Raw genomic sequence first — 22,037 nt, 5'->3', positions numbered from 1 at the left:
CCAAGGGGCCTGACCTAGTTGGCCGCCCACGCCAAAGCGCGGGTGTAGCTCAGTTGGTTAGAGCGCCGGCCTGTCACGCCGGAGGTCGCGGGTTCGAGCCCCGTCACTCGCGCCATTTTCTTCATATCGATGACTGGGATGGCCGCTCGTTCGGGCCAGGTCAGTTGCTTGCCGCCGCGCTGCTTGCACCAGCGCCGAAGGCTGCCTGGTTGGCCGTCGTGTTCTCTCCGCCACCAAGGGCGTAACGCAGGTTGTCAGACGCGGCGACACGTTCGACGTAGGGCGTGACCTTGACCTTCTCGACTGCGTCACGGGCTTCCTGGCTGAAGCGGACGCGGACGCGGCCGCCCGCCTCGGTCGTGACCTTGGCGCCGGCGGCTTCAAGCTTTTCGACCGTTGCAGAGGCCTGTTTCGTCGCAGGCGTCACGTGCGGCACGCTTAGCGCAGCAAGACGTAGCGCGGAGGGATTAGCTTCCTGGCGCGACCAGCGGCTGGTAAATGCCGCCGGCTGGCCCCAGCTGCCTGTCCAGCGATAGAAGATGTGCGCGCCCTCGACCGTCGTCTTGACCAGGCTCGAGGCCCAGTAAGGAACAACATAATTGGCGTGATAATGGGTTGCATGGCCGGCCGGCGCATAGACGCGGCCGGACAGCATGTCGCGGGCGACCGCCTGTGCGCGGTTCCAGAGTGCCGGGACGGGGCGGCGCGTCATAGATCCGTCACAGGTGAAGGTGAACTGACACCCGGTTGGACGCGTCGACCCTTCATAGACCACGCCGCACACGCTGCTCGGGAATGCCGGATGACGGACGCGATTGAGGATCACCTGTGCCACGCCTCGCTGGCCGTCCGTGCTTTCCTGCCCCGCTTCATAGTAAATGGCGCTGGTCAGGCATTCGAGCGCCCGCGCCCGCACCTCGGCCGAGGCATTGCCCATCGAAAAGGGGCTGGCGGCACTGCCGGCGCCCGCCACGGGTATTTTTGCATTGACCGCGACCGCGGTCTCGGGCGCGATTGGCCGGAGATCGTAGGGCAGGGCGGGCGGGGGCGCAGCGGGCGTCGAAACGGCGTCCCGCGCTTTCTGGAAATCCGGCAGTAAGGTTGTTGCCCCACTCGCTTGGCCAAGGGCCACGAGGCCCACGACCGACAATGCCGCGGCCGCGACGGTTTCCCGCGGATGGGTGCGCCAGGGCCTCAAGGGCTTGGAGAAGAGTGCAATGGTCATGGGGCGTGGTGATTTGGTGCCCCAATACACTTAAATCAATGAACCGTCGACGAACGGGTCGTTTCAGTCTTTGAAATGTCCCGATTCCATCCAGCGGAGAAGGGGTTTGAGCGGTAGAATCCAGGCGATCCCTGCCACTAAATAGAAGGCGGACTGGGCCAGGATCGGCCAATTGCCGACATGATCCGCCGCTGATGCGATCAGCACCGCCCAAACGACAATCAGTGCCAAAATGAAGAAAATGCCGGCGGGTTTGCGCCAGCTCGGCTGATTCATCGGAACAACTCCAGGCCCGACGGCGATCCGAAACCGTCCAGCGGAATATCCCAGGCGTCGGCCGGAATTTCCCCTTCGATCAGTTGAATCTCCCATCCGACGCCGATCAGCTGCGCGCCTCTGCGCCGCAAGTCGCCGACAACTCGGTCGTAATGCCCTTTGCCCTGTCCCAAGCGCGTTCCCTTTCGGTCGATGGCGAGCAGCGGTAGCAGGACGAGGTCGGGATACACCGCCGGTGACGACAGGGCTGGCTGGTCGACGGACCACGGGCCCGGGCTGGTAGGTTTGCCCTCGAGAAAGCGGAAAGGATCGAGCCGGTTTGCAAATGCGGGGTACGCGATGGTCCCGCCGTACTGGCGAGCGATTTCAAGTGCCGGCAAGGGGCTAATTTCCATGGTCATCGGACAATAGCCGCCAATGATTCGCGCTTTCTCCAGCAGCGGGCGCAGATGTTCCACCAGAGCAAGTTCAAGCTGGCTCTTCCTTTCCAGATCAAGGTCTTCCACGAAAGTCTTGCGACGCTCTCTCGCCAGCCGGCGAAGCGCAACCTTGTTGGCGGGAAGGGGAAGTGACGGGACCACCATGGCCGTTTGCTCTAAAATCCTCTGACGCCAAGAACGTCAGGTGGGCACCGTGTTCCCGGACCAGGGTCCAGGTAGGGACAGCTCCCATGGATCGGAAATCGCCTCAGGGATATTATCAGCTCGTACGAGGCAGAACCCGTCGCCACCTACTTAGGCGGCGCCGGCGTTATGCTCAAGGGCATCGGCGAGAGATTCGAGCCGCTGAGCAAGCTGTTCTGACCGTTCCACCAGCCCCGGATCAATGACGGTCTGTATTTCGGCCTGGCGGCCGTCGACCAACTGATCTGCCAGCAGAAGAGCGGCGAACAACAACTGGCGCGATTCGGACAAGGTACCGAGCCCAGCCAGAGCCTCCCGGCTTTTGGCGTCCACCAGTGATCCGGCGGCGCGAAGATTTTCTTCCTCGCCGTTACGGCACGCCACCCGATACAGTCGTCCGGCGATGGTGAGTTCGACTTCAGCCATCTTGGCGGCCCGCGTCCCTCAGCAACTCGTCCAGTTCGGCTAGCGCACCGGCAACCTTGGCGCGCAGTGCTTCGTCACGGCCGACATGCATCGCCCCGCGCGCGACCGAGCGTTCGATGCGCATAAGCGCTCGTTCGGCCCGGTCCAGTGCGTTTTCCAGCGGCTTAGCGTCCATCGTTCATTGGCCTAGGCAAGTCCGCGCCGCACCGCAAGAAGCCCGTAAGGTTGACGCCGCGCGGTCGTGCGACAATAGGCACCAAACCATCGGCCAGCCGAATCCCGCCAACCGGCCGACCCATGGGAGAATTCATGCCGACGCAACGCCGACTCGCCAATGCCATCCGTGCCCTGGCGATGGATGCGGTCGAGGCCGCCAACAGTGGCCATCCGGGCATGCCGATGGGCATGGCCGATGCCGCCACCGCGCTTTTCACACGGCACCTGAAATTTGATGCAGCCGACCCGCATTGGCACGATCGTGATAGGTTTGTTCTATCGGCGGGCCATGGGTCGATGCTGATTTACGCCTTGCTCAATTTGACTGGCTACGAACGGCCGACGATGGACGACATCCGGAACTTCCGGAAGCTAGTCAGCCCGTGCGCCGGTCACCCTGAAAATTTCATGCTGCCAGGCGTTGAAACGACAACGGGTCCCTTGGGGCAGGGACTGGCGACTGCGGTCGGCATGGCCGTCGCCGAACGTCACCTCAACGCGATCTACGGCGACGACCTGGTCGACCACCGCACCTATGTCATCGCGGGTGACGGTTGCCTGATGGAAGGTATCAACCACGAAGCCGCCGGCCTTGCGGGACATTTGAAGCTCGGCCGGCTGATCGTCCTTTGGGACGACAACCGGATCACCATTGACGGGTCGACGGAGCTCAGTCGCAAGGAAGACGTGGTTGCCCGCCACGAAGCGATGGGCTGGCACGTTACCGAATGCGACGGCATGGACAGCGGCAAGGTGTCGAAGGCCATTGAAGAGGCAATCGCCGATCCCCGCCCGTCGCTAATCCGTTGCAAGACGATCATCGGCTACGGCGCCCCGAACAAGCAGGGCACTGCTGCCACGCACGGCGCCCCCCTCGGCAAGGACGAGATTGCCGCGGCGCGCAAGGAACTTGGCTGGGACCTCGAGCCTTTCGAGGTGCCCGACGATGTCGCGAAGGCGTGGCGGGAGGCCGGGTCGCGCGGCGCCTCTGAGCGTGCGGAGTGGAAGAAGCGCCTGGAGGCGAGCGGCAAGGCAGCCGACTTCAACGATCGCATGGCGGGGAAACTCGACGATAGCTGGCTGAAGCCTTACCTAGATGGGCTGCTTGCTGATTTGCCCAAGGTCGCCACGCGCAAGGCGTCGGAAATGGCACTGGAGGCGATCAACGCCGCCAACATCTCTACGATCGGCGGCTCGGCCGACCTTACCGGTTCCAACAATACCAAGACCAAGACACTTCAGCCGCTTACGTCGGACAATTACGGCGGGCGCTACATCTATTACGGCATCCGCGAATTTGGCATGGCCGCTGCTATGAACGGCATGGCGCTACACGGCGGCGTCCTACCCTACGGCGGCACCTTCCTCGTTTTCAGCGACTACAGCCGGGCCGCAATCCGCCTCGGCGCCCTCCAGACGGCCAAGGTTGTACACGTCATGACCCATGACTCGATCGGCTTGGGCGAGGATGGCCCGACGCACCAGCCGATCGAACATCTGCAAAGCCTTCGCGCCATGCCGGGCCTGCACGTCTATCGGCCTGCTGATGCGGTCGAGACCGCCGAGTGTTGGGCGGCTGCGTTGACCAATGACGGGCCGAGCCTGCTGGCCCTGTCGCGCCAGAACCTCACACCGATGCGTATCAAGGCGGAAGGCGAGAACCTTTCCGCCAAGGGTGCCTATCGCCTCAAGTCTGCACAGGCGGCTCGCAAGGTGATTCTGATTGCGACCGGTTCGGAAGTTGAGATCGCCGCAGATGTCGCGCGGTTGCTTGAGGAACGCGGCATCGGCGCCGATGTCGTGTCGATGCCGTGCACCGAAGCGTTCGATGCTCAGGATGCTGCTTATCGCGAAGACATCCTGCCTGACGTGTCGAACCGTGAGATTCTTCGCGTGTCCATCGAGGCCGGGACGACGTTCGGTTGGGAGCGCTACACTGGGCTTCACGGCCTTCGGTTCGGGATCGACCGTTTTGGCGCGTCGGCGCCGGCCCCAAATCTGTATGACCATTTCGGGCTGACCGCGCCCAAGATCACCGAGCGCGTTGTCGCGCACCTCAAAGCAAGGGAAATTGCATGACCAAAGTCGCCATCAATGGCTTCGGCCGTATCGGCCGTCTCGTTGCCCGCGCCATTCTGGAGCGCGACGACCACGACCTGGAACTGGTCGCGATCAACGACCTGGCCGACGCCAAGGCGAACGCGATGCTCTTCAAGCGCGACAGCGTCCACGGCCCGTTCCCGGGCGACGTCAGTGCCGAGGGTGATGTGATGATCGTCAACGGCAAGCGCATCAAGGTGACCGCGGAACGCGATCCCGCCAAGCTGCCGCACAAAGAACTGGGCGTCGACATCGCGCTTGAATGCACCGGTTTCTTCACCGACCGAGAAGGCGGCCAGAAACATCTGGATGCTGGCGCGAAGCGGGTCCTGATTTCGGCCCCTGCGAAGGGCGCTGACCTCACAGTCGTTTACGGCGTAAACCACGACAAGCTGACCGCCGAGCACACCATCGTCTCCAACGCCAGCTGCACGACCAACTGCCTGGCCCCGGTCGCCAAGGTCCTCAATGACGCCATCGGCATTGAGCGCGGTCTGATGACCACGATCCACGCTTACACTAACGACCAGAAAATCCTCGACCAGATCCACAGCGACATGCGCCGTGCTCGCGCTGCCGGCATGTCGATTATCCCGACCACGACCGGCGCGGCCCGCGCGGTTGGCGAAGTTTTGCCCGAGTTGAAGGGCAAGCTCGACGGATCGGCAGTTCGCGTGCCGACTCCGAACGTGAGCCTCGTCGACCTGACATTCACGCCGGGCCGTGACACAAGTCGGGACGAAGTAAACTCAATCCTCAAAGCAGCCGCCGACAGCGGTCCGCTGGCAGGCATTCTCGACTATACCGATGAGCCGCTGGTTTCGATCGACTTCAACGGCGCACCGGCAAGCTCGACCGTGGACAGCCTTGAGACAGCCGTGCTCGAAGGCAAGCTCGTTCGCGTTGTCAGCTGGTACGATAACGAGTGGGGCTTCTCGAACCGCATGGTCGACACGGCGGGCGCCATCGCCAAGCTGATCTGACCGCCATGGCTCGCTTCAAGACGCTCGACGATCTGCCCGCCGATCTTACCGGTAAGCGGGTGCTGGTGAGAGTGGACCTCAACGTGCCGATGCAGGGCGGGTCGGTCAGCGATGACACCCGCCTGCGCGCGGCATTGCCGACGATCGAGGAACTGGCGGGGAAGGGGGCAATAGTCCTACTCCTGTCGCATTTCGGACGGCCCAAAGGTCATGTCCGTCCCGATATGTCGACGGCATTGCTGGTTAGCCCCCTCACAGAATTATCGGGCCGGTCGGTTCGCTTCATTGAAGATTGTCAGGGACCCGAAGCGGAGCGGGCCATCTCGATCATGCTACCGGGGTCGATCGGGATTCTCGAGAACACCCGCTTCCATCTTGGCGAGGAGGCGAATGATGCCGAACTCGCTAAGGGAATGGCCGCGCTCGGCGACTATTACGTTAACGATGCCTTTTCGGCGGCCCATCGCGCCCATGCGTCGACCGAGGGCGTTGCCCACCTCCTGCCAGCCTTTGCTGGCCGGGCAATGGAGGCGGAGCTGTCGGCGCTGCAGAAGGCATTGGGTAAACCGGAGCGGCCTGTCGCTGCCGTTGTCGGTGGCGCCAAGGTATCGACGAAGCTCGCGGTGCTGTCGCACCTTGTCGGCAAGGTCGATCACCTGATCATCGGCGGCGGGATGGCGAACACCTTTCTGGCCGCTCGCGGGGTCGATGTCGGCAAATCGCTGTGCGAGCGGGACCTGATTGGTGAGGCGGAGAGCATCTTCGATCGCGCGGACGAAGCGGGGTGCATCATTCACTTGCCGTACGATGTGGTTGTGGCGAAAGAATTCGCGCCCAATCCGCCGTCGCTGCGCACGGTCAACGTGCACGAAGTCGCGCCGGACGAAATGATTCTTGACGTTGGTCCGGCTGCCGTCGAGGCCCTCTCTGATGCGTTGAAGACCTGCCGCACGCTGGTCTGGAATGGCCCGCTGGGAGCTTTCGAGACGCCGCCGTTCGACGTCGCCACTGTCTCACTGGCAAAAACTGCGGCGGCGCTGACTCAGGACGGCAGTCTGGTCTCCGTTGCTGGTGGCGGCGACACGGTTGCGGCGCTTAATCAGGCCGGCGTTGCGCAGGATTTCACTTTCGTCTCGACCGCTGGCGGGGCGTTCCTCGAATGGATGGAAGGCCGAGCCCTCCCGGGTGTCGCGGCCCTCGAGCAATAGGACGGACAGGATGACCAACGAAGAGATGCGTGCGCGGATTGCGCAGGGTGATGGGTTCATTGCGGCACTGGACCAGAGCGGAGGCTCTACGCCCAAGGCGCTACAAGGCTACGGTCTCAATGAGGATGCTTGGTCCAGCGACGAGGAAATGTTCGACCTCATCCACCAGATGCGCAGCCGCATCATTACTTCGCCTTGTTTTGGATCGGGCAAGGTGCTCGGCGCCATCCTGTTCGAACGGACCATGGACGGTCAGGTGGGCGGCAAGCCGACACCGCAGGCCCTGACCGAGCAGAACATCATCCCCTTCATCAAGATCGACAAGGGCCTCGAGGACGAGGTCAATGGCGTGCAGATGATGAAGCCGATGCCGGAGCTGGACGCACTGCTGACCCGCGCCAAGGCGCTTGGCGTGTTCGGCACCAAGGAGCGCTCGGTTATCAACGCCGCCAACGCCGAGGGCATCGCGGCCGTAGTAAAGCAGCAGTTCGAAGTCGGTGAAGCGGTGCTTGCGTATGGCATGGTCCCTATCATCGAGCCGGAAGTGAACATCAAAAGCGCGGATCGCGCCCAGTCGGACGTCATCCTCCGGGACGAGATATTGAAAGCGCTCGACTCCGTTTCGGCGCCCGTCATGCTAAAGCTGTCGATCCCGGCCGAAGCGGGCCTGTTCCAGCCCTTGGTCGATCATCCCAAGGTGCTTCGCGTTGTCGCGCTGTCGGGCGGTTTCGGCCGCGACGAAGCCTGTCAGGAACTGGCGAAGAATCCCGGCATGATCGCCAGCTTCAGCCGCGCGCTGCTGTCTGACCTTCGCGCTGATATGACAGACGAAGAGTTTGATTCGTCGCTCGGAACTGCGATCGACGACATCTACTGCGCGTCGGTGGCCTGATCCCGGTCAGGGCCGGCTGTAGGCGAAGGTGAAGCGATAGGCTTCGCGCTCAAGCGATCCCAACGATCCTTTCGGCGGATCGACATTCACCAGCGTCAGCATGCCACCATAGATGCTGGCGGCCTGTCCGAGCGTGAGTTCGTGCCGACTGATCTCGCCGCCGCCCGGCGCGCCAACTGCCACGAGCACGCGCACGCGTCCGGCCCAGACGCACTCGACGCGCGCTGGGCACCGGCTGTCCTCGACGACTTCCAGCGGCCGGAGGCGAAGCCCGTTGACTTCAGCGGCCTGGCCGAGTCCCGCAACCGGGCCTGGCGGAGGTGGCGGGGTCGATTTCGGCCCGCAGGCGGCCAACGCTAACGCTGCGGCGATCGGAATGAGCAGTTTCATTGGACGAAGCCTCTCCCCACGCTATTGAGCGGCGCATGATTGAGGATGAAGCCGACCTGTCCGCCTTTCCCCCGCCCGAGCGCCGCGAGCAATGCCAGCTGTACCTCATCAGCTCGCAGGATGTAGGCGGAAATTTCTCTGACCGGTTGAAGGCCGCGCTTTCCGCTGGACCAGTCGCCGCTTTCCAGTTGCGTGTGAAGGGCATTGACCAGCACGAACTTGCACGGCTGGCCGAGCCGTTGCAGCGCATTTGTGCAGACGCGGACGTTGCCTTCATCGTCAATGACAGCATCAGCCTCGCAAAGCGTCTCGATGCCGACGGCGTACATCTGGGCCAGTCGGATGGTGACGCGCGCGAAGCGCGCTCCATTCTTGGGCCGACGAAGCAGATTGGTGTGACATGTCACGCCAGCCGGCATCTCGCGATGGAGGCAGGGGAGGCGGGTGCCGATTATGTCGCGTTCGGTGCCTTCTATCCCACCACGACGAAGCTCAGCGAGCATCGCCCGGATCCGGCATTATTGAGCTGGTGGGCATCGCTGTTCGAAATTCCCTGTGTGGCAATCGGTGGAATTACCCCCGACAATGCCGCGCCGTTAGTAACCGCGGGCGCCGATTTCGTTGCGGTGTGTAATGCGGTCTGGGGATCGGACAACCCGGGAGCCGCGGTGCGCCGGTTCAATGAAGTCCTGCGCGGTGAGCCAGCCAACTGAGATGGCGGCGCATACGGCGCCACGCGCTAATCCGAACAACCTCCCTGTCCGGCCGCTGCATCACCGCGCTCTGGTTGTCGGAGGTTGCGCGGATGGCGCCCGAATATTGCATTTTGTCCGTGCCGAGGCTGGAGCGCAGTAGTTAGACATCCTGCCCTGATCGGTCCGGTCGCGATCGGTCCGGCCGCATGGAATGGGCGAAGTCTTCAGTGAACCGGACCGCTTCGCTCGAGCGGTAGCAATTGAACAGGCAATAATCGCAGGGATATTCCTGCGTGTAAGCTCGTTTCACCTTCTCATCGAAGTGAGGAGAGCTGCGTGCCCCTGTATCGCCGCGTCGCCATCGGCCTGTTCGCCGCCACGAGCGCCGTCATTGCCGTTGCCCAGTCATCGCCTTCCGCCCCGGCCAAGCCGTGGGTCGCGCCGGGCACTCCAGGCAGCGAGATCGACGGGACCATCTTTCATGCGCAGGTCCTGCTCAACACGATGGGGTTCTCGACCGGCGTAATCGACGGGAAGAACGGAATGGTCGTCAAGTCTGCTATCCGCGGATTCCAGAAGGCCCGCGACCTGCCCGTGACCGGCGAACTCGATGGCGCGACAAGGCAAGCTCTGTTGCGTGAAGGCAACCGCCCGTCGACAGTGACCGTGAAATTGTCTCCCGCCGATATCAGCGGTGATTACCTCTATCCCTTTCCCAAGAAACCGGAGGCGCAGGCCAAGGCAGAGGGACTCAAGTACCGCAACATGCTGGAAGAGGTTGCCGAGCGTTATCACACGACACCGCGCACGATCATCGCTCTGAACGGCCCGACCGCTCTCATCGGCATCGGTCAATCGCTTCGCCTGCCCAACGTCGTCGCGTCCCGTACCGACTATGAGGGGGACCTGAAGCCGGAACATGCCGCGCTGATGCGCAAGCTCAACGTCGATGCCGGGCAGCCGTCCGGCGACCATATCGTCGTCGACAAGTCCGAAGGCCTGCTCAAGGTGATGGACAAGGACGACAAGCTCGTCGCGCAATTTCCGGTAACGACCGGCTCGGGCTACGACCCGCTGCCCATCGGCAACTGGAAGGTGACGACCTACGCTTACAATCCGCCTTTCCACTACCAACCAGACCTTTTCTGGGATGTCGATGATGGCAAGCAAGATCAGAAGCTGCCGCCGGGACCGAACGGCCCGGTCGGGGTGGCTTGGCTCGACTTGACCAAGGAACATTACGGAATCCACGGAACTCCCGAGCCTCAGACGATCGGACGGGCTGAAAGCCATGGCTGCATCCGCATGACCAACTGGGACGTTCTGCGGCTGTCGCGCATGATGAAGCCGGGCTTCAAGGCCGTATTTCAGGCCTAGGGAAAGACTATGGGAGCGATCGTCAATCGAATTGGAAGGGTAGTTGTCAGCAGCGTCCTACTCGCGGCTGCGACCATTTTCTACTTCGGCATTACCGGCACCATCGCTCCCAACCAGGTCGCTGTGAGCACCGACACTGTCGTCAATCCCGCAGGTGATGCGGCGCCGGTCGCGGTCGGCAGCGTAGTCGTCGGCCCTGCCGGGTTGGCAATCCCGGTCGCCGGCGTTCGACCTGGTCAACTGGTCGATACCTACACGCAAGCAAGGGCAGGGGGCGCTCGCCGCCACGACGCTATCGATATCATGGCGGCAACGGGCACGCCGGTGGTTTCCGCTGCCCCCGGGCGGGTCGAGAAGCTGTATTTCAGCAACGGTGGGGGCGGGATCTCGGCGTATGTTCGCTCCGACGACGGTCTTTGGAATTATTACTACGCTCACCTCAGCGCCTATGCACCCGGGCTGCGTGAAGGGCAGCGCCTGCATCGCGGCTCGCCTGTCGGCTATGTCGGGTACACCGGGAACGCCAATCCGGAAGGACCGCACCTGCACTTCGCCGTCAACCGCATGGCGCCAGGTGAGAAATGGTATCAGGGCACGCCGATCAACCCCTATCCGCTTCTTGCCGGAAACGCCGCGAAGCGTTAGGGGCGCATCGCAAGTTTTGCCGGGAACCTGCGACAAGGGCGCCCGGGGCTCTTTCAACAGTCAAAGCGGAAAGCGGATCGCATGAAGATCAGCGGTGTGGACATTCGTCCCGGCAACATCATCGAATATGAAGGCGGCATCTGGCGCGCGGTGAAAATCCAGCACACGCAGCCTGGCAAGGGTGGCGCCTATATGCAGGTCGAGATGAAGAACCTCATCGACGGCCGAAAGACCAACGTCCGCTTCCGCAGCGCCGAGACGGTTGAGCGCGTTCGTCTCGACACAAAGGACTTTCAGTTTCTCTTCGCCGACGGCGACGACCTTACCTTCATGGACAAGGAAACCTACGAGCAGATCACGCTTCCGCGCGACTTGCTCGGCGATGCGGCTGCCTTCCTCCAGGACGGCATGGATGTAATCATGGAACTTCACGAGGAGCGGCCGATCAGCGTCCAGCTTCCCGACACGATCGAAGCGACGATCGTCGAAGCCGACGCAGTCGTGAAGGGGCAGACCGCCTCGTCCAGCTACAAGCCGGCGGTGCTCGACAACGGCGTTCGCATCATGGTCCCGCCGCATATCGCGAGCGGCACCCGCATCGTCGTTGACGTCTACGAACAGACATACGTCCGCCGCGCCGACTAATGGTTAGTCATTCCGGCCTGATCACCGTCATGACGCGCGCCGCCCGGAAGGCGGCGCCGCGTCTTCGCCGCGACTTCGGCGAAGTTGAGCAATTGCAGGTCTCGAAGAAGGGGCCCGCTGACTTCGTTTCGATGGCCGACAAGCGTGCCGAGCGCACACTGATCGACGAGCTTCGTAACGCCCGTCCCGACTGGGCGATCTATTCCGAGGAATCGGGCGAGATCGAAGGCGATCCCAACAAGCCCCGCTGGATCATCGATCCACTCGACGGCACGACCAACTTCCTCCACGGCGTTCCACACTTTGCCATCTCGATCGCGGTTGAGGACCGCCGCGCCGACGGCAAGGCGGAAATCACGCACGGCATGGTCTACCAGCCGCTGACCGACGAGAGCTTCTGGGCCGAAAAGGGCCGGGGCGCATGGCTCGCGGACCGTCGCTTGCGCGTCTCCGCCCGGCGGCACCTGGACGAAGCGTTGATCGGGACCGGCCTTCCGCACTTCGGACGCGGCAATGTAGCGACCTGGTCGCGAATCTACGGTGCGATTGCACCGGAAGTGTCCGGGATTCGCCGCATGGGCGCCGCCAGCCTGGACTTCGCGTGGGTTGCTGCGGGCCGCTTCGACGGCTTTTGGGAAGACGATCTCGACATTTGGGACAGCGCGGCTGGCGTATTGCTCGTCAAGGAAGCGGGCGGCTTCGTCAGCGACTATCGCGGACAGGACCGTATGTTTGAACGCCGCGAGTATCTCGTTGCGAACGGCGATCTTCACAGCAAGCTCCATAAACTGCTGGCTGGATCGCTCCGCTAGCTTGTTGCGAGTCATTATCAGGGTTTCAGATGTTGCCCCATTAGGGGCGGCGTCCTAGAGAGCCGCCAATCTTTTTGCCCACCCGGGAGTCTCCATTGGCCAGTGTCGCCGCCGGATATCTGCCGATCCTCCTGTTCCTCGCGGTCGCGCTAGCGCTGTCGGGGGCGTTCGTCCTGTTGCCGATGCTGGTCAGCCGGCTGGCCGGGACGCACAAGCCGGATCCGGAAAAGCTCAGCGAATATGAATGCGGGTTCCCTGCGTTCGAGGACAGCCGTGCCCAATTCGATGTCCGCTTCTACCTGGTCGCGATTCTGTTCATCGTGTTCGACCTTGAAGCGGCATTCCTTTTCCCTTGGGCGGTCAGCTTGGTCGGGACGGGTTGGGCCGGTTGGGGTGCCATGATGATCTTCCTCGCCGAACTGGGCCTTGGCCTCGCATATGCGTGGAAGAAGGGAGCGCTCGAATGGGAGTAATGCTGGACCCCGCACGCAACCCCAACCCGACCGAGGAAGAAATTGCTCGGGCGGCGGGCCTTGTCCCGGGGAGCGAGCAGGAAGCCAAGTTCCTGGAAATGCGCAAGGAGCTCGACGAAAAGGGCTTCCTGGTTGCATCGATGGACGACCTGGTCACCTGGGCCCGCACTGGCTCGCTGTGGTGGATGACCTTCGGCCTCGCTTGCTGCGCGGTTGAGATGATCCACGTCAACATGCCACGCTACGATCTCGAGCGTTTTGGTGTCGCTCCTCGCGCGTCGCCGCGCCAGAGCGATGTGATGATCGTCGCCGGTACGCTGTGCAACAAGATGGCTCCTGCGCTGCGCAAGGTGTACGACCAGATGAGCGAGCCGAAATACGTCATCTCGATGGGTAGCTGCGCCAATGGCGGCGGCTACTATCACTACAGCTATTCGGTCGTTCGCGGTTGCGACCGCATTGTGCCGGTCGACATTTATGTCCCGGGCTGTCCGCCAACTGCCGAAGCGCTGCTCTACGGCATCATGCAGTTGCAACGGAAAATCCGTCGCGAAGGAACGATCGACCGGTGAGCAGTCCAGCCCCCCTCATCAAGGAGCGAGAAGGCTTCGCCGATGCTTTCAAGGTGGCCATAGGCTCGGCCTATGTTACCCATAAGGATGCCGTCGGCGAGTTGACGTTCACGGTGACCCGGGAAGGCCTGGTCGAGGCCGCGCGCATCGCCCGCGACCAGTTCGATTATCAGCAATTGATGGAAATCGCAGGCGTCGACTATCCAGAGCGCGCCGAGCGGTTCGAAGTTTGCTACCACTTTTTGTCGATCACCGCGAACCACCGCGTTCGCTTGAAGGTGACGGCTGACGAGGAAACGCCGGTGCCGAGCCTGACCGGCTTGTGGCCGGTCGCCGGTTGGCTCGAACGTGAGGTGTTCGACATGTACGGTGTTGTCTTCTCGGGTAACGCCGACCTGCGCCGAATTCTGACCGACTATGGTTTTGAAGGGCATCCGCAGCGCAAGGATTTCCCGCTGACCGGCTATGTCGAGCTTCGCTATTCCGAAGCGGAGAAGCGGGTCGTGTACGAGCCCGTAAGCTTGCCGCAGGATTTCCGCACGTTCGACTTCCTGATGCCTTGGGACGGTCCCGAATATCGTCTGCCAGGCGATGAGAAGGCTGTGCCGCAGGCGCCCGGAGCGCCGAGCCCTGCGCCGGCCGCCAGTGCTGCGCCCAAGGTTGAAGCCAAGGCGCCGCCCGCCCAGCCGAAGACGACAGACACGCCGGCGAAGACCGGTGCTGGCGCTCCCGCGAACAAGGAAGCGACCAAGGCCGCCCGCAAGCCCGCTGTTAGAAAAGCGGCAACGTCGGGCGGCAAGGCAACGGCCAAGGCCGCGCCGAAGCCCGCCCCGAAGAAGAAATCCCCGGCTAAGCCGGCGAAGGGTGACGCATGACGACGACGCTCGACTTCATGGTCGGTGCGCCACAGGGCGACAAGCCGACGGCCGGTGACCAGACGGTATCGAACTACACGATCAATTTCGGGCCGCAGCACCCGGCGGCCCACGGCGTGCTGCGCCTGATCATGGAACTGGACGGCGAAATCGTCGAACGCGTTGATCCGCACGTCGGTCTGCTCCACCGCGGCACCGAAAAGCTGATCGAATACAAGACCTACGCCCAGGCGCTGCCCTACTTCGATCGGCTAGATTACTGCTCGCCGATGTGCATGGAGCACAGCTATGTGCTGGCGGTCGAAAAGCTGCTCGGCCTCGAGGTTCCGCTCCGCGCGCAATATATCCGCGTGTTGATGGCGGAACTGACCCGCATCTCCAATCATATGTTGAACCTTGGCGCCCACATCATGGACGTCGGTGCTATGACGCCGAACCTGTGGCTGTTCGAGGTTCGCGAAGACACGCTGCAGCTGTACGAAGCGGTTTCGGGCGCGCGCATGCACGCCAATTACTTCCGCGTTGGCGGAGTCCATCAGGACATCCCGCCCAAGGTGCTGGACCGGATCGCCACTTGGCTGGATACCTTCCCGAAGATTTTCGAGGATGCGATTAGCCTCGTCGCCGACAACCGGATCTTCAAGCAGCGCAACGTTGATATCGGTACCGTTAGCAAGGAAGACGCGTTGGCCTGGGGCTTCTCGGGCCCGATGATACGCGCGGCGGGCATTCCCTGGGACATCCGCCGGGCGCAGCCGTACGAAGTCTATGACCGCATGGAATTCGACATTCCCGTCGGCACGCGCGGCGACTGCTACGACCGTTTCATGGTCCGCGTCGAGGAAGTCCGGCAGTCGGCCCGGATTATGCGCCAGTGCCTGAAGGAAATACCCGAAGGTCCGATCGGCAGCCTCGACCGCAAAGTCTTCCCGCCCAAGCGCGCGGAGATGAAGCAATCGATGGAAGCGCTGATCCATCATTTCAAGCTCTACACCGAAGGTTACCACGTGCCCGCAGGCGAAGTGTATGTCGCCACCGAAAGCCCCAAGGGCGAGTTCGGCGTCTATCTTGTCGCGGACGGGACCAACAAACCCTATCGCTGCAAGATCAGGCCGACCGCGTTCAGCCACCTGCAGGCGATGGATTTCATGATGAAGGGCCACATGCTCGCCGACACCACTGCGGTCCTCTCCGCGATCGACGTCGTCTTTGGGGAGTGCGACCGCTAATGGCCGGCCGTTTCTTCGCTCCCGACACGCCCGAACTCCGCGCCGAGTGGGGCGATTTCGCGTGGGACGACAAGCGGTCCAAGGCGGCCGCCGATATCCTAACCCGCTATCCGGCGGGGCGCCAGGCGTCCGCCTCTATCCCGTTCCTTGATCTTGCCCAGCGGCAGGTCGGCGAGATGACCGGCACGCAGGGCTGGCTGCCGATCCCGGTCATCGAGTTTGTCGCCCAGCAGCTCGATATGCCGGCGATCCGCGTGCAGGAAGTCGCCAGCTTTTACACCATGTTCAACTTGGCTCCGGTCGGCAAATTCCACGTACAGGTCTGCGGCACGACGCCTTGCATGCTGCGTGGGTCGGACGACGTCCTCGCCGCCTGCGCCAAGCGCGGGTTGAAGAAGGGCTACACCACCGCCGACGGGATGTGGACGCTGACCGAAGTCGAATGCCTCGGCGCCTGCGCCAACGCGCCGATGGTTCAGATCAACGACGATAATTACGAAGACCTGACCGAAGAGAGCATGGGCGCCGTGCTTGACGCACTTGCTCGCGGCGAAAAGCCGAAAATCGGTCCGCAGGTCGAGCGCCAGACGAGCTGCCCTGAAGGTGGCCCTACCACGCTTAAGAAAATGGCCGAGCGCAACTACGACTATCGGGGGCAGTGGTAATGGGCACCGTCATCCGCGCCATCATTGCGATCGTTGTGATCGTCGTCGCCTGGAAACTGTTGAAAGGCCTGCTGGGCCTGATCGTCGGGGTCGTCGTCGCTGCAATTATTTTTGTCGCGGCTAAGAACCTTATCACCGGCGGCGGCAACAACAAGCGCATCGGAGGGCCCGATGCTCGCTGACAAGGACCGCATATTCACCAATCTCTATGGCTTTCAGTCTCCCGATCTGAAGGCTGCGCAGCAGCGTGGCGACTGGGACAAGACTGCCGACTTGATGAAGATCGGGCAGGACGAGATCATCGAGGTCGTCAAGGCATCCGGCCTGCGCGGGCGCGGTGGTGCCGGCTTCCCAACTGGCATGAAGTGGAGCTTCATGCCCAAGGCGCCGACCCCGGGCCGTCCGAACTTCCTCGTCATCAACGCGGACGAATCCGAACCCGGCAGCTGCAAGGACCGCGAAATCCTGCGCCACGATCCGCACAAGCTCGTCGAAGGTGCGCTGATCGCCGGATTCGCGATGCGGGCGCGGGCGGGGTACATCTATGTGCGGGGCGAATTCATCGTCGAGACCGAAGCGCTGCGCAAAGCCGTCGCCGAAGCCTATGAGGCTGGCCTGCTCGGCAAGAATGCCGCTGGCTCGGGCTACGACTTCGACCTGTTCGTCCACCGGGGCGCGGGCGCGTACATCTGCGGCGAAGAGACCGCTATGCTGGAAAGCCTGGAAGGCAAACCCGGCAAGCCCCGCCTGAAGCCGCCATTCCCGGCCGGCGCGGGCCTTTACGGCTGCCCGACGACCGTCAACAACGTAGAGAGCATCGCGGTCGTCCCGACGATCCTCCGCCGCGGCGCCGCCTGGTTTAAGAGCTTCGGGCGCGAGAACAACAGCGGCACCAAGCTGTTCCAGATCAGCGGTCATGTGAATAAGCCGACGGTGGTCGAGGAAGCGATGAGCATCAGCTTTCGCGAGCTCATCGACACCCACGCTGGCGGCATTCGCGGCGGCTGGGACAACCTCCTTGCCGTTATCCCGGGCGGCTCCTCGGTCCCGCTCGTTCCGGCCGCCCAGATAATGGACGCGCCGATGGACTTCGATGGCCTGAAGGAATTGGGTTCAGGCCTCGGCACCGCGGCCGTCATCGTCATGGACAAGTCCACCGACATCGTCCGCGCGATCAGCCGCATTAGCTACTTCTACAAGCATGAGAGCTGCGGCCAGTGTACGCCGTGCCGAGAAGGCACCGGCTGGATGTGGCGCGTGATGGAACGACTTCGCGAAGGCGAGGGCGACGTCGGCATGATCGATCGGCTTTATGACGTGACCAAGCAGGTCGAAGGCCACACCATCTGTGCGCTCGGAGACGCGGCGGCGTGGCCCATCCAGGGCTTGATCCGACATTTCCGTCCGGAACTTGAGCGCCGTATTGCCGAGCGTCATGGCATGCAGGAGGCCGCGGAATGAGCCTGTTCGTTGCGTTTGCGATGCTGGCCGGGCAGGAAATCGCCGGCACCCGCACTCCGCCGGTAGTGGTGCAGCGCCAAGTCGCGACGAGCCCGGCCGTCTCGCGCGCGGTGATGTCGGAATTCGCCCGCTGCGTAGTACGCCGCAAGCATGACGTAGCCGCCGAGGTCGTGCTCGATCCGTTGCAGAAATTGGGCAGCGAGGAAACCAAGGGCCTCTTCATCAGCGATTGCATGCCTCGTGGTTCACGCATGCGGGCCAGGGCGGTGCAGATGCGCTACGGCCTCGCCGAAGCGCTTGTCCTCGCTGACATCAAGTCCGCTCCTGCCGACCTGTCGCAGGTAGCCCCGCTGCAGCATCTTCCCTTCACCGATCGTCCGATGCCAGCCGATGTAGCTGCCGATCCCGAGCGCGTTGCCGGCTGGCAGGTCTTTGCCGACGCCGCGCAGGGTTACGCCGCCATCGCCCCGCTGGGCGAATGCGTGGTCCGCGCCAATCCAGCTGGCAGCCTCGCGCTACTCAAGACACCGGTCGAAACGGAAGCCGAAAAGGCGGCGCTCAGCGCACTCGCCCCGGCGCTCCCCGGCTGCGTCAAGAAGGGCGAACAGATCGCCATTAACCGCTTCAACCTGCGCGGAACGATCGCGCTCAACCTTTATCGACTGGCCCGTGCGCCGCGCATCGCGGTCGGATCGGGCGGAGCCCAATAATGCCTAAGGTTACCGTTGACGGCGTCGAGATCGAGGTTCCGCAGGGCGCGACCGTCCTGCAGGCCTGCGAGCTTGCCGGCAAGGAAATCCCGCGTTTCTGCTACCATGAGCGGCTGAGCATCGCCGGCAATTGCCGCATGTGCCTCGTCGAGGTGGCTCCGGGGCCGCCCAAGCCGCAGGCAAGCTGCGCACTGCCCGCTGCAGACGGCCAGACGATCAAGACCGACACGCCGATGGTCAAGAAGGCGCGCGAAGGGGTGATGGAGTTTCTGCTCATCAATCACCCGCTCGACTGCCCGATCTGCGACCAGGGCGGCGAGTGCGACCTTCAGGACCAAGCGATGGCCTACGGCCGTGGGCATTCGCGCTTCGACGAGAACAAGCGCGCGGTCGACGACAAATATTTCGGTCCGATCGTCAAGACGGCGATGACGCGCTGCATTCAGTGCACCCGCTGCGTCCGATTCGCGGAGGAAGTCGCCGGCACTCCGACCATCGGTATGCTTTTTCGTGGCGAGGACGAGCAGATCACCACTTACCTTGAGGGCGCCTTCAATTCGGAGCTCTCAGGCAACCTCGTCGATCTTTGCCCGGTCGGAGCGCTTCTGTCGCGCCCGTACAGCTTCGAAGCGCGCCCGTGGGAACTGAAAAAGGTCCCCGGCATCGACGTGATGGACGCCGTCGGCACCAACATTCGCATGGATGTTCGCGGCCGCCAGGTCATGCGCATTCTGCCGCGCATCAACGACGCGGTGAACGAGGAATGGGCCCACGACAAGACCCGCCATCATGTCGACGCGCTGGTTCGGGGCCGGCTTGACCGGCCCTGGGTCAGGGAAAAGGGCAAACTGCGGGAAGCAGGGTGGGGCGAGGCGCTCGACGTCTTCGCCAGGCAGTTCAAGAAGGCGGGAAACAAGGTCGCGGCGATCGCTGGCGACCTTCTCGACGCCGAAACCATGTTTGCCGCTAAGGCGCTGCTCGCAGGTGCGGGTTCGACCTTGATCGAGGGTCGCCAGACAGGCCTCGACTACGACGTCAGTAGCCTTGGCGCCGTCCGGTTCAATACACCGCTCGCCGACCTTGAAAATGCTGACCTCATCATGCTCGTCGGCACCAACCCGCGCTGGGAAGCTCCGCTGGTCAACACGCGACTGCGCAAGGCGGTTCGCCGCGGCGCAAAGGTTTTCGCGATCGGCCCGGAAGTAGACCTGACCTACAAGGTCGAATGGCTTGGCCAAGACCTCTCGCTGCTCGGCAAGCTCCCACAGGTAGTTGCGGACGCAATCAAGTCGGCGTCGAAGCCGGTGGTGATCGTCGGGCCGGGTGCGCTCGGCGGTGGCGCGCTGGGTGCGGCCCTTGCCGCATCGGGCGACTTCATCAAAGACGGCTGGAACGGCTTCAACGTCTTGCACACCGCGGCGTCGCGGATGGCGAGCCTACTCCTTGGCTATGCCCAAAAGGGTGGCATCGCCGATATCGAGGAGGCAAAGCCCGAACTGGTCATCCTCCTTGGAGCAGACGAAGTCCCGGCCGCCAATTTCAGCAGCGCGTTCAAGGTTTACATCGGCCACCACGGCGACAACGGGGCTGCGCAGGCCGACTTGGTCCTTCCGGGGGCCGCCTATGCCGAAAAGCACGGCACCTACGTCAACATTGAAGGTCGGGTTCAACGCAGTGAACGTGCGACGTTCGCACCGGGCGAAGCCCGGGAAGACTGGACCATCCTGCGGGCGCTCAGCGACCTTATTGGCAAGCCGCTGCCTTTCGATCGCTTTGACCAGCTTCGCGCCGCGATGATTGCAGAGGTTCCGGTGCTCGGTATTGACGGCATCATTAACATGCCTTGGGCGCCGCCCAAGCTGAAAGCCGATGCTTCGGGACCCGTTAGCTATCCGATCAAGGACTTTTACCTAACCAACGCGATTTGTCGCGCCAGTCCGACGATGCACCGCTGCTCTGAAGAACTGGTGCAGGGCCGCGAATATCTGGAGGCCGCGGAATGACCGCCTTCTTCCAGAATCTGGGGATGACCTACGACTGGGCCTGGTTCACTGCGACCATCGTCGGAATCTTGGTCATCGCGCTGCCGCTCATGCTGGCCGTGGCGATGGTCATCTATGCCGAACGCAAGATCTGGGCAGCCATAGCGCTCCGCCGCGGCCCGAACGTGGTCGGTCCCTGGGGGCTGCTGCAAAGCTTCGCCGACGGTTTGAAAGTCTTCCTCAAGGAAACCATCATCCCTTCGAGCGCCAACAAGGGTCTGTTCCTGATTGCGCCGGTTATTACCTTCACGGTGGCGCTGATCGTCTGGGCGGTGGTTCCGTTCGACGTCGGCGTGGTGCTGACCGACATCAACGTCGGCCTGCTCTACATTCTGGCGGCCTCGTCGCTGGGTGTCTACGGCGTGATCATTGCCGGCTGGGCGTCAAACTCGAAATATCCCTTCTTCTCAGCGCTACGCGCGGCGGCACAGATGGTCAGCTACGAAGTCTCGATCGGCTTCGTCCTCATCTGCGTCGTGCTCTACGCGGGCACCTTCAACCTGACCGAGATCGTGCTGGCGCAGAAGGGCAACATCGGCTTCGGCCTCTTGAACGGCCACGGGTTCAATCCGCTGCTATTCCCGATGGCGATAGTGTTCCTGATCAGTTCGATGGCCGAAACGTTCCGTACCCCGTTCGATCTTGTCGAAGCGGAGAGTGAGCTGGTCGCCGGTCACCAGACCGAATATTCGTCGATGAGCTTCGCGCTCTTCTGGCTTGGCGAATATGCCAATGTGATCCTGATGTGCGCCTTAAATGCCATCCTGTTCTGGGGCGGCTTCTTGCCGCCGCTCAATATCGAATTCCTCTACGCGGTGCCGGGCATTGTCTGGCTGCTGTTGAAAATGGGCTTCTTCTTTTTCGTCTTCGGCTGGGTGAAGGCGACGGTGCCGAGGTACCGCTATGACCAGCTGATGCGTCTGGGCTGGAAAATCTTCCTGCCGCTGTCGCTGCTCTTCGTCGTGCTGGTGTCCGGCTGGCTGATGTTCACCCGTTACGGAGTGGCCGCATGATCGCGCGCACCCTCAAGGCCTTCACGCTCTGGGAATTCCTGAAGGCGCATATCCTGACGCTGAAGTATTTCTTCAAGCCGAAGTCGACGATCAACTATCCATACGAAAAGGTGCCGCAGTCGCCCCGTTTCCGCGGCGAGCATGCGCTCCGCCGTTATCCGAACGGCGAGGAACGCTGCATCGCCTGCAAGTTGTGCGAAGCGATCTGTCCGGCCCAGGCAATCACTATCGAGGCCGAACCGCGCGAAGACGGCAGCCGCCGTACCACGCGCTACGACATCGACATGGTGAAGTGCATCTATTGCGGCCTATGCGCCGAGGCCTGCCCGGTAGATGCCATTGTGGAAGGACCGAACCTCGAATTCGCGACCGAAACACGCGAGGAACTTCTGTACGACAAGGCCAAGTTGCTGGCCAATGGCGACCGCTGGGAACAGGCGATCGCCGCCAATCTTGCCGCTGACGCGGCCTACCGTTAAGCGCG

General features: G+C 62.6%; 25 protein-coding genes, 1 tRNA gene, 1 other RNA gene and 1 pseudogene. 21 read left to right on the top strand and 7 right to left on the bottom strand.

Features of this window, described 5'->3' with window-relative positions; genetic code table 11:
- The first annotated feature begins 38 nt into the window (after positions 1-38).
- A tRNA-Asp gene (locus D3M59_RS01920) sits at positions 39-115 on the top strand.
- A gap of 45 nt (positions 116-160) precedes the next feature.
- On the opposite strand, the gene D3M59_RS01915 is transcribed toward D3M59_RS01920, so the two are convergent.
- The 6 genes from D3M59_RS01915 to D3M59_RS01895 all read right to left on the bottom strand — a co-directional run bounded on the left by D3M59_RS01915 (position 161) and on the right by D3M59_RS01895 (position 2,725).
- Positions 161-1,225, bottom strand: coding sequence for a cell wall hydrolase (locus D3M59_RS01915; RefSeq protein ID WP_119531085.1), 1,065 nt, complete (start codon positions 1,223-1,225; stop codon positions 161-163).
- Between the two features lie 63 nt (positions 1,226-1,288).
- Positions 1,289-1,501 (bottom strand): DUF2842 domain-containing protein, encoded by a 213-nt coding sequence (locus D3M59_RS01910; RefSeq protein ID WP_119531083.1) that lies wholly within the window; start codon positions 1,499-1,501, stop codon positions 1,289-1,291.
- Positions 1,498-2,085 carry a 5-formyltetrahydrofolate cyclo-ligase gene (locus D3M59_RS01905; protein ID WP_119531081.1) on the bottom strand — a complete coding sequence of 196 codons (588 nt, stop codon included), beginning with the start codon at positions 2,083-2,085 and terminating at the stop codon, positions 1,498-1,500. Before D3M59_RS01905 ends, D3M59_RS01910 begins: the two co-directional genes overlap by 4 nt.
- A non-coding RNA gene (gene ssrS, locus D3M59_RS12430) (6S RNA) lies at positions 2,072-2,224 on the bottom strand. Before ssrS ends, D3M59_RS01905 begins: the two co-directional genes overlap by 14 nt.
- A gap of 11 nt (positions 2,225-2,235) precedes the next feature.
- Positions 2,236-2,550: a cell division protein ZapA gene (locus tag D3M59_RS01900; protein ID WP_119531079.1), complete on the bottom strand. Its 315-nt coding sequence runs from the start codon at positions 2,548-2,550 to the stop codon at positions 2,236-2,238.
- Entirely contained in the window at positions 2,543-2,725 is a 183-nt protein-coding gene (locus D3M59_RS01895) for a hypothetical protein (RefSeq protein WP_119531077.1), read from the bottom strand. Before D3M59_RS01895 ends, D3M59_RS01900 begins: the two co-directional genes overlap by 8 nt.
- Before the next feature lie 134 nt (positions 2,726-2,859).
- Here D3M59_RS01895 and tkt point away from each other — a divergent pair, with 134 nt between their 5' ends.
- From tkt to D3M59_RS01875, 4 genes are read left to right on the top strand one after another with little or no spacing between them, the layout of a single operon-like run.
- Entirely contained in the window at positions 2,860-4,845 is a 1,986-nt protein-coding gene (gene tkt, locus D3M59_RS01890) for a transketolase (protein ID WP_119532818.1), read from the top strand.
- Complete coding sequence (gene gap, locus D3M59_RS01885) at positions 4,842-5,849, top strand: type I glyceraldehyde-3-phosphate dehydrogenase (RefSeq protein WP_119531075.1); 1,008 nt, start codon at positions 4,842-4,844, stop codon at positions 5,847-5,849. Before tkt ends, gap begins: the two co-directional genes overlap by 4 nt.
- Before the next feature lie 5 nt (positions 5,850-5,854).
- On the top strand, positions 5,855-7,057 hold the full coding sequence (locus D3M59_RS01880; protein WP_119531073.1) for a phosphoglycerate kinase: 1,203 nt from the start codon (positions 5,855-5,857) through the stop codon (positions 7,055-7,057).
- Between the two features lie 10 nt (positions 7,058-7,067).
- Positions 7,068-7,949: a fructose bisphosphate aldolase gene (locus tag D3M59_RS01875; protein WP_119531071.1), complete on the top strand. Its 882-nt coding sequence runs from the start codon at positions 7,068-7,070 to the stop codon at positions 7,947-7,949.
- A gap of 6 nt (positions 7,950-7,955) precedes the next feature.
- Here D3M59_RS01875 and D3M59_RS01870 read toward each other — a convergent pair whose 3' ends face one another.
- Positions 7,956-8,339, bottom strand: a complete 384-nt coding sequence (locus D3M59_RS01870; RefSeq protein ID WP_119531069.1) for a hypothetical protein — start codon at positions 8,337-8,339, stop codon at positions 7,956-7,958.
- 35 nt (positions 8,340-8,374) lie between these two features.
- Between D3M59_RS01870 and thiE the strand changes: the two genes are divergently transcribed.
- The 16 genes and pseudogenes from thiE (at position 8,375) to nuoI (ending at position 22,032) form a co-directional block, all read left to right on the top strand.
- Positions 8,375-9,052, top strand: coding sequence for a thiamine phosphate synthase (gene thiE, locus D3M59_RS01865; RefSeq protein WP_119531067.1), 678 nt, complete (start codon positions 8,375-8,377; stop codon positions 9,050-9,052).
- Positions 9,053-9,370: 318 nt separating this feature from the next.
- The gene (locus tag D3M59_RS01860) at positions 9,371-10,411 is read left to right on the top strand and encodes a L,D-transpeptidase family protein (protein WP_233543098.1); all 1,041 of its coding nucleotides are present in this window, start codon (positions 9,371-9,373) and stop codon (positions 10,409-10,411) included.
- Between the two features lie 9 nt (positions 10,412-10,420).
- The gene (locus D3M59_RS01855; protein ID WP_119531065.1) at positions 10,421-11,056 is read left to right on the top strand and encodes a M23 family metallopeptidase; all 636 of its coding nucleotides are present in this window, start codon (positions 10,421-10,423) and stop codon (positions 11,054-11,056) included.
- Between the two features lie 81 nt (positions 11,057-11,137).
- Complete coding sequence (gene efp / locus D3M59_RS01850; protein WP_119531063.1) at positions 11,138-11,701, top strand: elongation factor P; 564 nt, start codon at positions 11,138-11,140, stop codon at positions 11,699-11,701.
- The gene (locus D3M59_RS01845) at positions 11,701-12,513 is read left to right on the top strand and encodes an inositol monophosphatase family protein (RefSeq protein ID WP_119531061.1); all 813 of its coding nucleotides are present in this window, start codon (positions 11,701-11,703) and stop codon (positions 12,511-12,513) included. Before efp ends, D3M59_RS01845 begins: the two co-directional genes overlap by 1 nt.
- A gap of 95 nt (positions 12,514-12,608) precedes the next feature.
- Positions 12,609-12,986: an NADH-quinone oxidoreductase subunit A gene (ndhC, locus tag D3M59_RS01840; RefSeq protein WP_119531059.1), complete on the top strand. Its 378-nt coding sequence runs from the start codon at positions 12,609-12,611 to the stop codon at positions 12,984-12,986.
- A 107-nt stretch (positions 12,987-13,093) separates the two neighbouring features.
- Positions 13,094-13,558: pseudogene (locus D3M59_RS01835) on the top strand (NuoB/complex I 20 kDa subunit family protein); the annotation flags it as partial.
- The gene (locus tag D3M59_RS01830; protein WP_119531057.1) at positions 13,555-14,433 is read left to right on the top strand and encodes an NADH-quinone oxidoreductase subunit C; all 879 of its coding nucleotides are present in this window, start codon (positions 13,555-13,557) and stop codon (positions 14,431-14,433) included. The pseudogene D3M59_RS01835 and the gene D3M59_RS01830, both read left to right, overlap by 4 nt.
- On the top strand, positions 14,430-15,662 hold the full coding sequence (locus D3M59_RS01825) for an NADH-quinone oxidoreductase subunit D (RefSeq protein WP_119531055.1): 1,233 nt from the start codon (positions 14,430-14,432) through the stop codon (positions 15,660-15,662). The genes D3M59_RS01830 and D3M59_RS01825 overlap by 4 nt, the downstream gene beginning before the upstream one ends.
- A complete protein-coding gene (locus tag D3M59_RS01820; RefSeq protein WP_119531053.1) occupies positions 15,662-16,327 on the top strand; it encodes a complex I 24 kDa subunit family protein in 666 nt (221 codons plus the stop codon). Before D3M59_RS01825 ends, D3M59_RS01820 begins: the two co-directional genes overlap by 1 nt.
- Complete coding sequence (locus D3M59_RS01815; protein ID WP_119531051.1) at positions 16,327-16,509, top strand: hypothetical protein; 183 nt, start codon at positions 16,327-16,329, stop codon at positions 16,507-16,509. Before D3M59_RS01820 ends, D3M59_RS01815 begins: the two co-directional genes overlap by 1 nt.
- Complete coding sequence (nuoF, locus tag D3M59_RS01810) at positions 16,499-17,788, top strand: NADH-quinone oxidoreductase subunit NuoF (protein WP_119531049.1); 1,290 nt, start codon at positions 16,499-16,501, stop codon at positions 17,786-17,788. Before D3M59_RS01815 ends, nuoF begins: the two co-directional genes overlap by 11 nt.
- Positions 17,785-18,498, top strand: a complete 714-nt coding sequence (locus tag D3M59_RS01805; protein ID WP_119531047.1) for a hypothetical protein — start codon at positions 17,785-17,787, stop codon at positions 18,496-18,498. The genes nuoF and D3M59_RS01805 overlap by 4 nt, the downstream gene beginning before the upstream one ends.
- Positions 18,498-20,501: an NADH-quinone oxidoreductase subunit NuoG gene (nuoG, locus tag D3M59_RS01800; protein ID WP_119531045.1), complete on the top strand. Its 2,004-nt coding sequence runs from the start codon at positions 18,498-18,500 to the stop codon at positions 20,499-20,501. Before D3M59_RS01805 ends, nuoG begins: the two co-directional genes overlap by 1 nt.
- A complete protein-coding gene (nuoH, locus tag D3M59_RS01795) occupies positions 20,498-21,553 on the top strand; it encodes an NADH-quinone oxidoreductase subunit NuoH (protein WP_119531043.1) in 1,056 nt (351 codons plus the stop codon). The genes nuoG and nuoH overlap by 4 nt, the downstream gene beginning before the upstream one ends.
- Positions 21,550-22,032 carry an NADH-quinone oxidoreductase subunit NuoI gene (gene nuoI, locus D3M59_RS01790; RefSeq protein WP_119531041.1) on the top strand — a complete coding sequence of 161 codons (483 nt, stop codon included), beginning with the start codon at positions 21,550-21,552 and terminating at the stop codon, positions 22,030-22,032. Before nuoH ends, nuoI begins: the two co-directional genes overlap by 4 nt.
- The last annotated feature ends 5 nt before the right edge of the window (positions 22,033-22,037 follow it).

It is taken from the genome of Sphingomonas edaphi, from assembly GCF_003583725.1.
Lineage (GTDB): Bacteria > Pseudomonadota > Alphaproteobacteria > Sphingomonadales > Sphingomonadaceae > Sphingomicrobium > Sphingomicrobium edaphi.
This window is presented reverse-complemented; position numbering and strand designations above follow the sequence as displayed.

Excerpts from the sequence above, each read along its gene's own strand:
- D3M59_RS01815 (WP_119531051.1), top strand. The coding sequence starts at position 16,327 with ATGGGCACCGTCATCCGCGCCATCATTGCGATCGTTGTGATCGTCGTC.
- nuoI (WP_119531041.1), top strand. The coding sequence starts at position 21,550 with ATGATCGCGCGCACCCTCAAGGCCTTCACGCTCTGGGAATTCCTGAAG.
- D3M59_RS01915 (WP_119531085.1), bottom strand. The coding sequence starts at position 1,225 with ATGACCATTGCACTCTTCTCCAAGCCCTTGAGGCCCTGGCGCACCCAT.
- nuoG (WP_119531045.1), top strand. The coding sequence starts at position 18,498 with ATGCCTAAGGTTACCGTTGACGGCGTCGAGATCGAGGTTCCGCAGGGC.
- D3M59_RS01855 (WP_119531065.1), top strand. The coding sequence starts at position 10,421 with ATGGGAGCGATCGTCAATCGAATTGGAAGGGTAGTTGTCAGCAGCGTC.
- D3M59_RS01870 (WP_119531069.1), bottom strand. The coding sequence starts at position 8,339 with ATGAAACTGCTCATTCCGATCGCCGCAGCGTTAGCGTTGGCCGCCTGC.
- nuoF (WP_119531049.1), top strand. The coding sequence starts at position 16,499 with ATGCTCGCTGACAAGGACCGCATATTCACCAATCTCTATGGCTTTCAG.
- efp (WP_119531063.1), top strand. The coding sequence starts at position 11,138 with ATGAAGATCAGCGGTGTGGACATTCGTCCCGGCAACATCATCGAATAT.
- D3M59_RS01875 (WP_119531071.1), top strand. The coding sequence starts at position 7,068 with ATGACCAACGAAGAGATGCGTGCGCGGATTGCGCAGGGTGATGGGTTC.
- gap (WP_119531075.1), top strand. The coding sequence starts at position 4,842 with ATGACCAAAGTCGCCATCAATGGCTTCGGCCGTATCGGCCGTCTCGTT.
- D3M59_RS01900 (WP_119531079.1), bottom strand. The coding sequence starts at position 2,550 with ATGGCTGAAGTCGAACTCACCATCGCCGGACGACTGTATCGGGTGGCG.
- D3M59_RS01825 (WP_119531055.1), top strand. The coding sequence starts at position 14,430 with ATGACGACGACGCTCGACTTCATGGTCGGTGCGCCACAGGGCGACAAG.
- D3M59_RS01820 (WP_119531053.1), top strand. The coding sequence starts at position 15,662 with ATGGCCGGCCGTTTCTTCGCTCCCGACACGCCCGAACTCCGCGCCGAG.
- D3M59_RS01905 (WP_119531081.1), bottom strand. The coding sequence starts at position 2,085 with ATGGTGGTCCCGTCACTTCCCCTTCCCGCCAACAAGGTTGCGCTTCGC.
- D3M59_RS01805 (WP_119531047.1), top strand. The coding sequence starts at position 17,785 with ATGAGCCTGTTCGTTGCGTTTGCGATGCTGGCCGGGCAGGAAATCGCC.
- nuoH (WP_119531043.1), top strand. The coding sequence starts at position 20,498 with ATGACCGCCTTCTTCCAGAATCTGGGGATGACCTACGACTGGGCCTGG.
- thiE (WP_119531067.1), top strand. The coding sequence starts at position 8,375 with ATGATTGAGGATGAAGCCGACCTGTCCGCCTTTCCCCCGCCCGAGCGC.
- D3M59_RS01910 (WP_119531083.1), bottom strand. The coding sequence starts at position 1,501 with ATGAATCAGCCGAGCTGGCGCAAACCCGCCGGCATTTTCTTCATTTTG.
- D3M59_RS01880 (WP_119531073.1), top strand. The coding sequence starts at position 5,855 with ATGGCTCGCTTCAAGACGCTCGACGATCTGCCCGCCGATCTTACCGGT.
- D3M59_RS01845 (WP_119531061.1), top strand. The coding sequence starts at position 11,701 with ATGGTTAGTCATTCCGGCCTGATCACCGTCATGACGCGCGCCGCCCGG.
- tkt (WP_119532818.1), top strand. The coding sequence starts at position 2,860 with ATGCCGACGCAACGCCGACTCGCCAATGCCATCCGTGCCCTGGCGATG.
- D3M59_RS01895 (WP_119531077.1), bottom strand. The coding sequence starts at position 2,725 with ATGGACGCTAAGCCGCTGGAAAACGCACTGGACCGGGCCGAACGAGCG.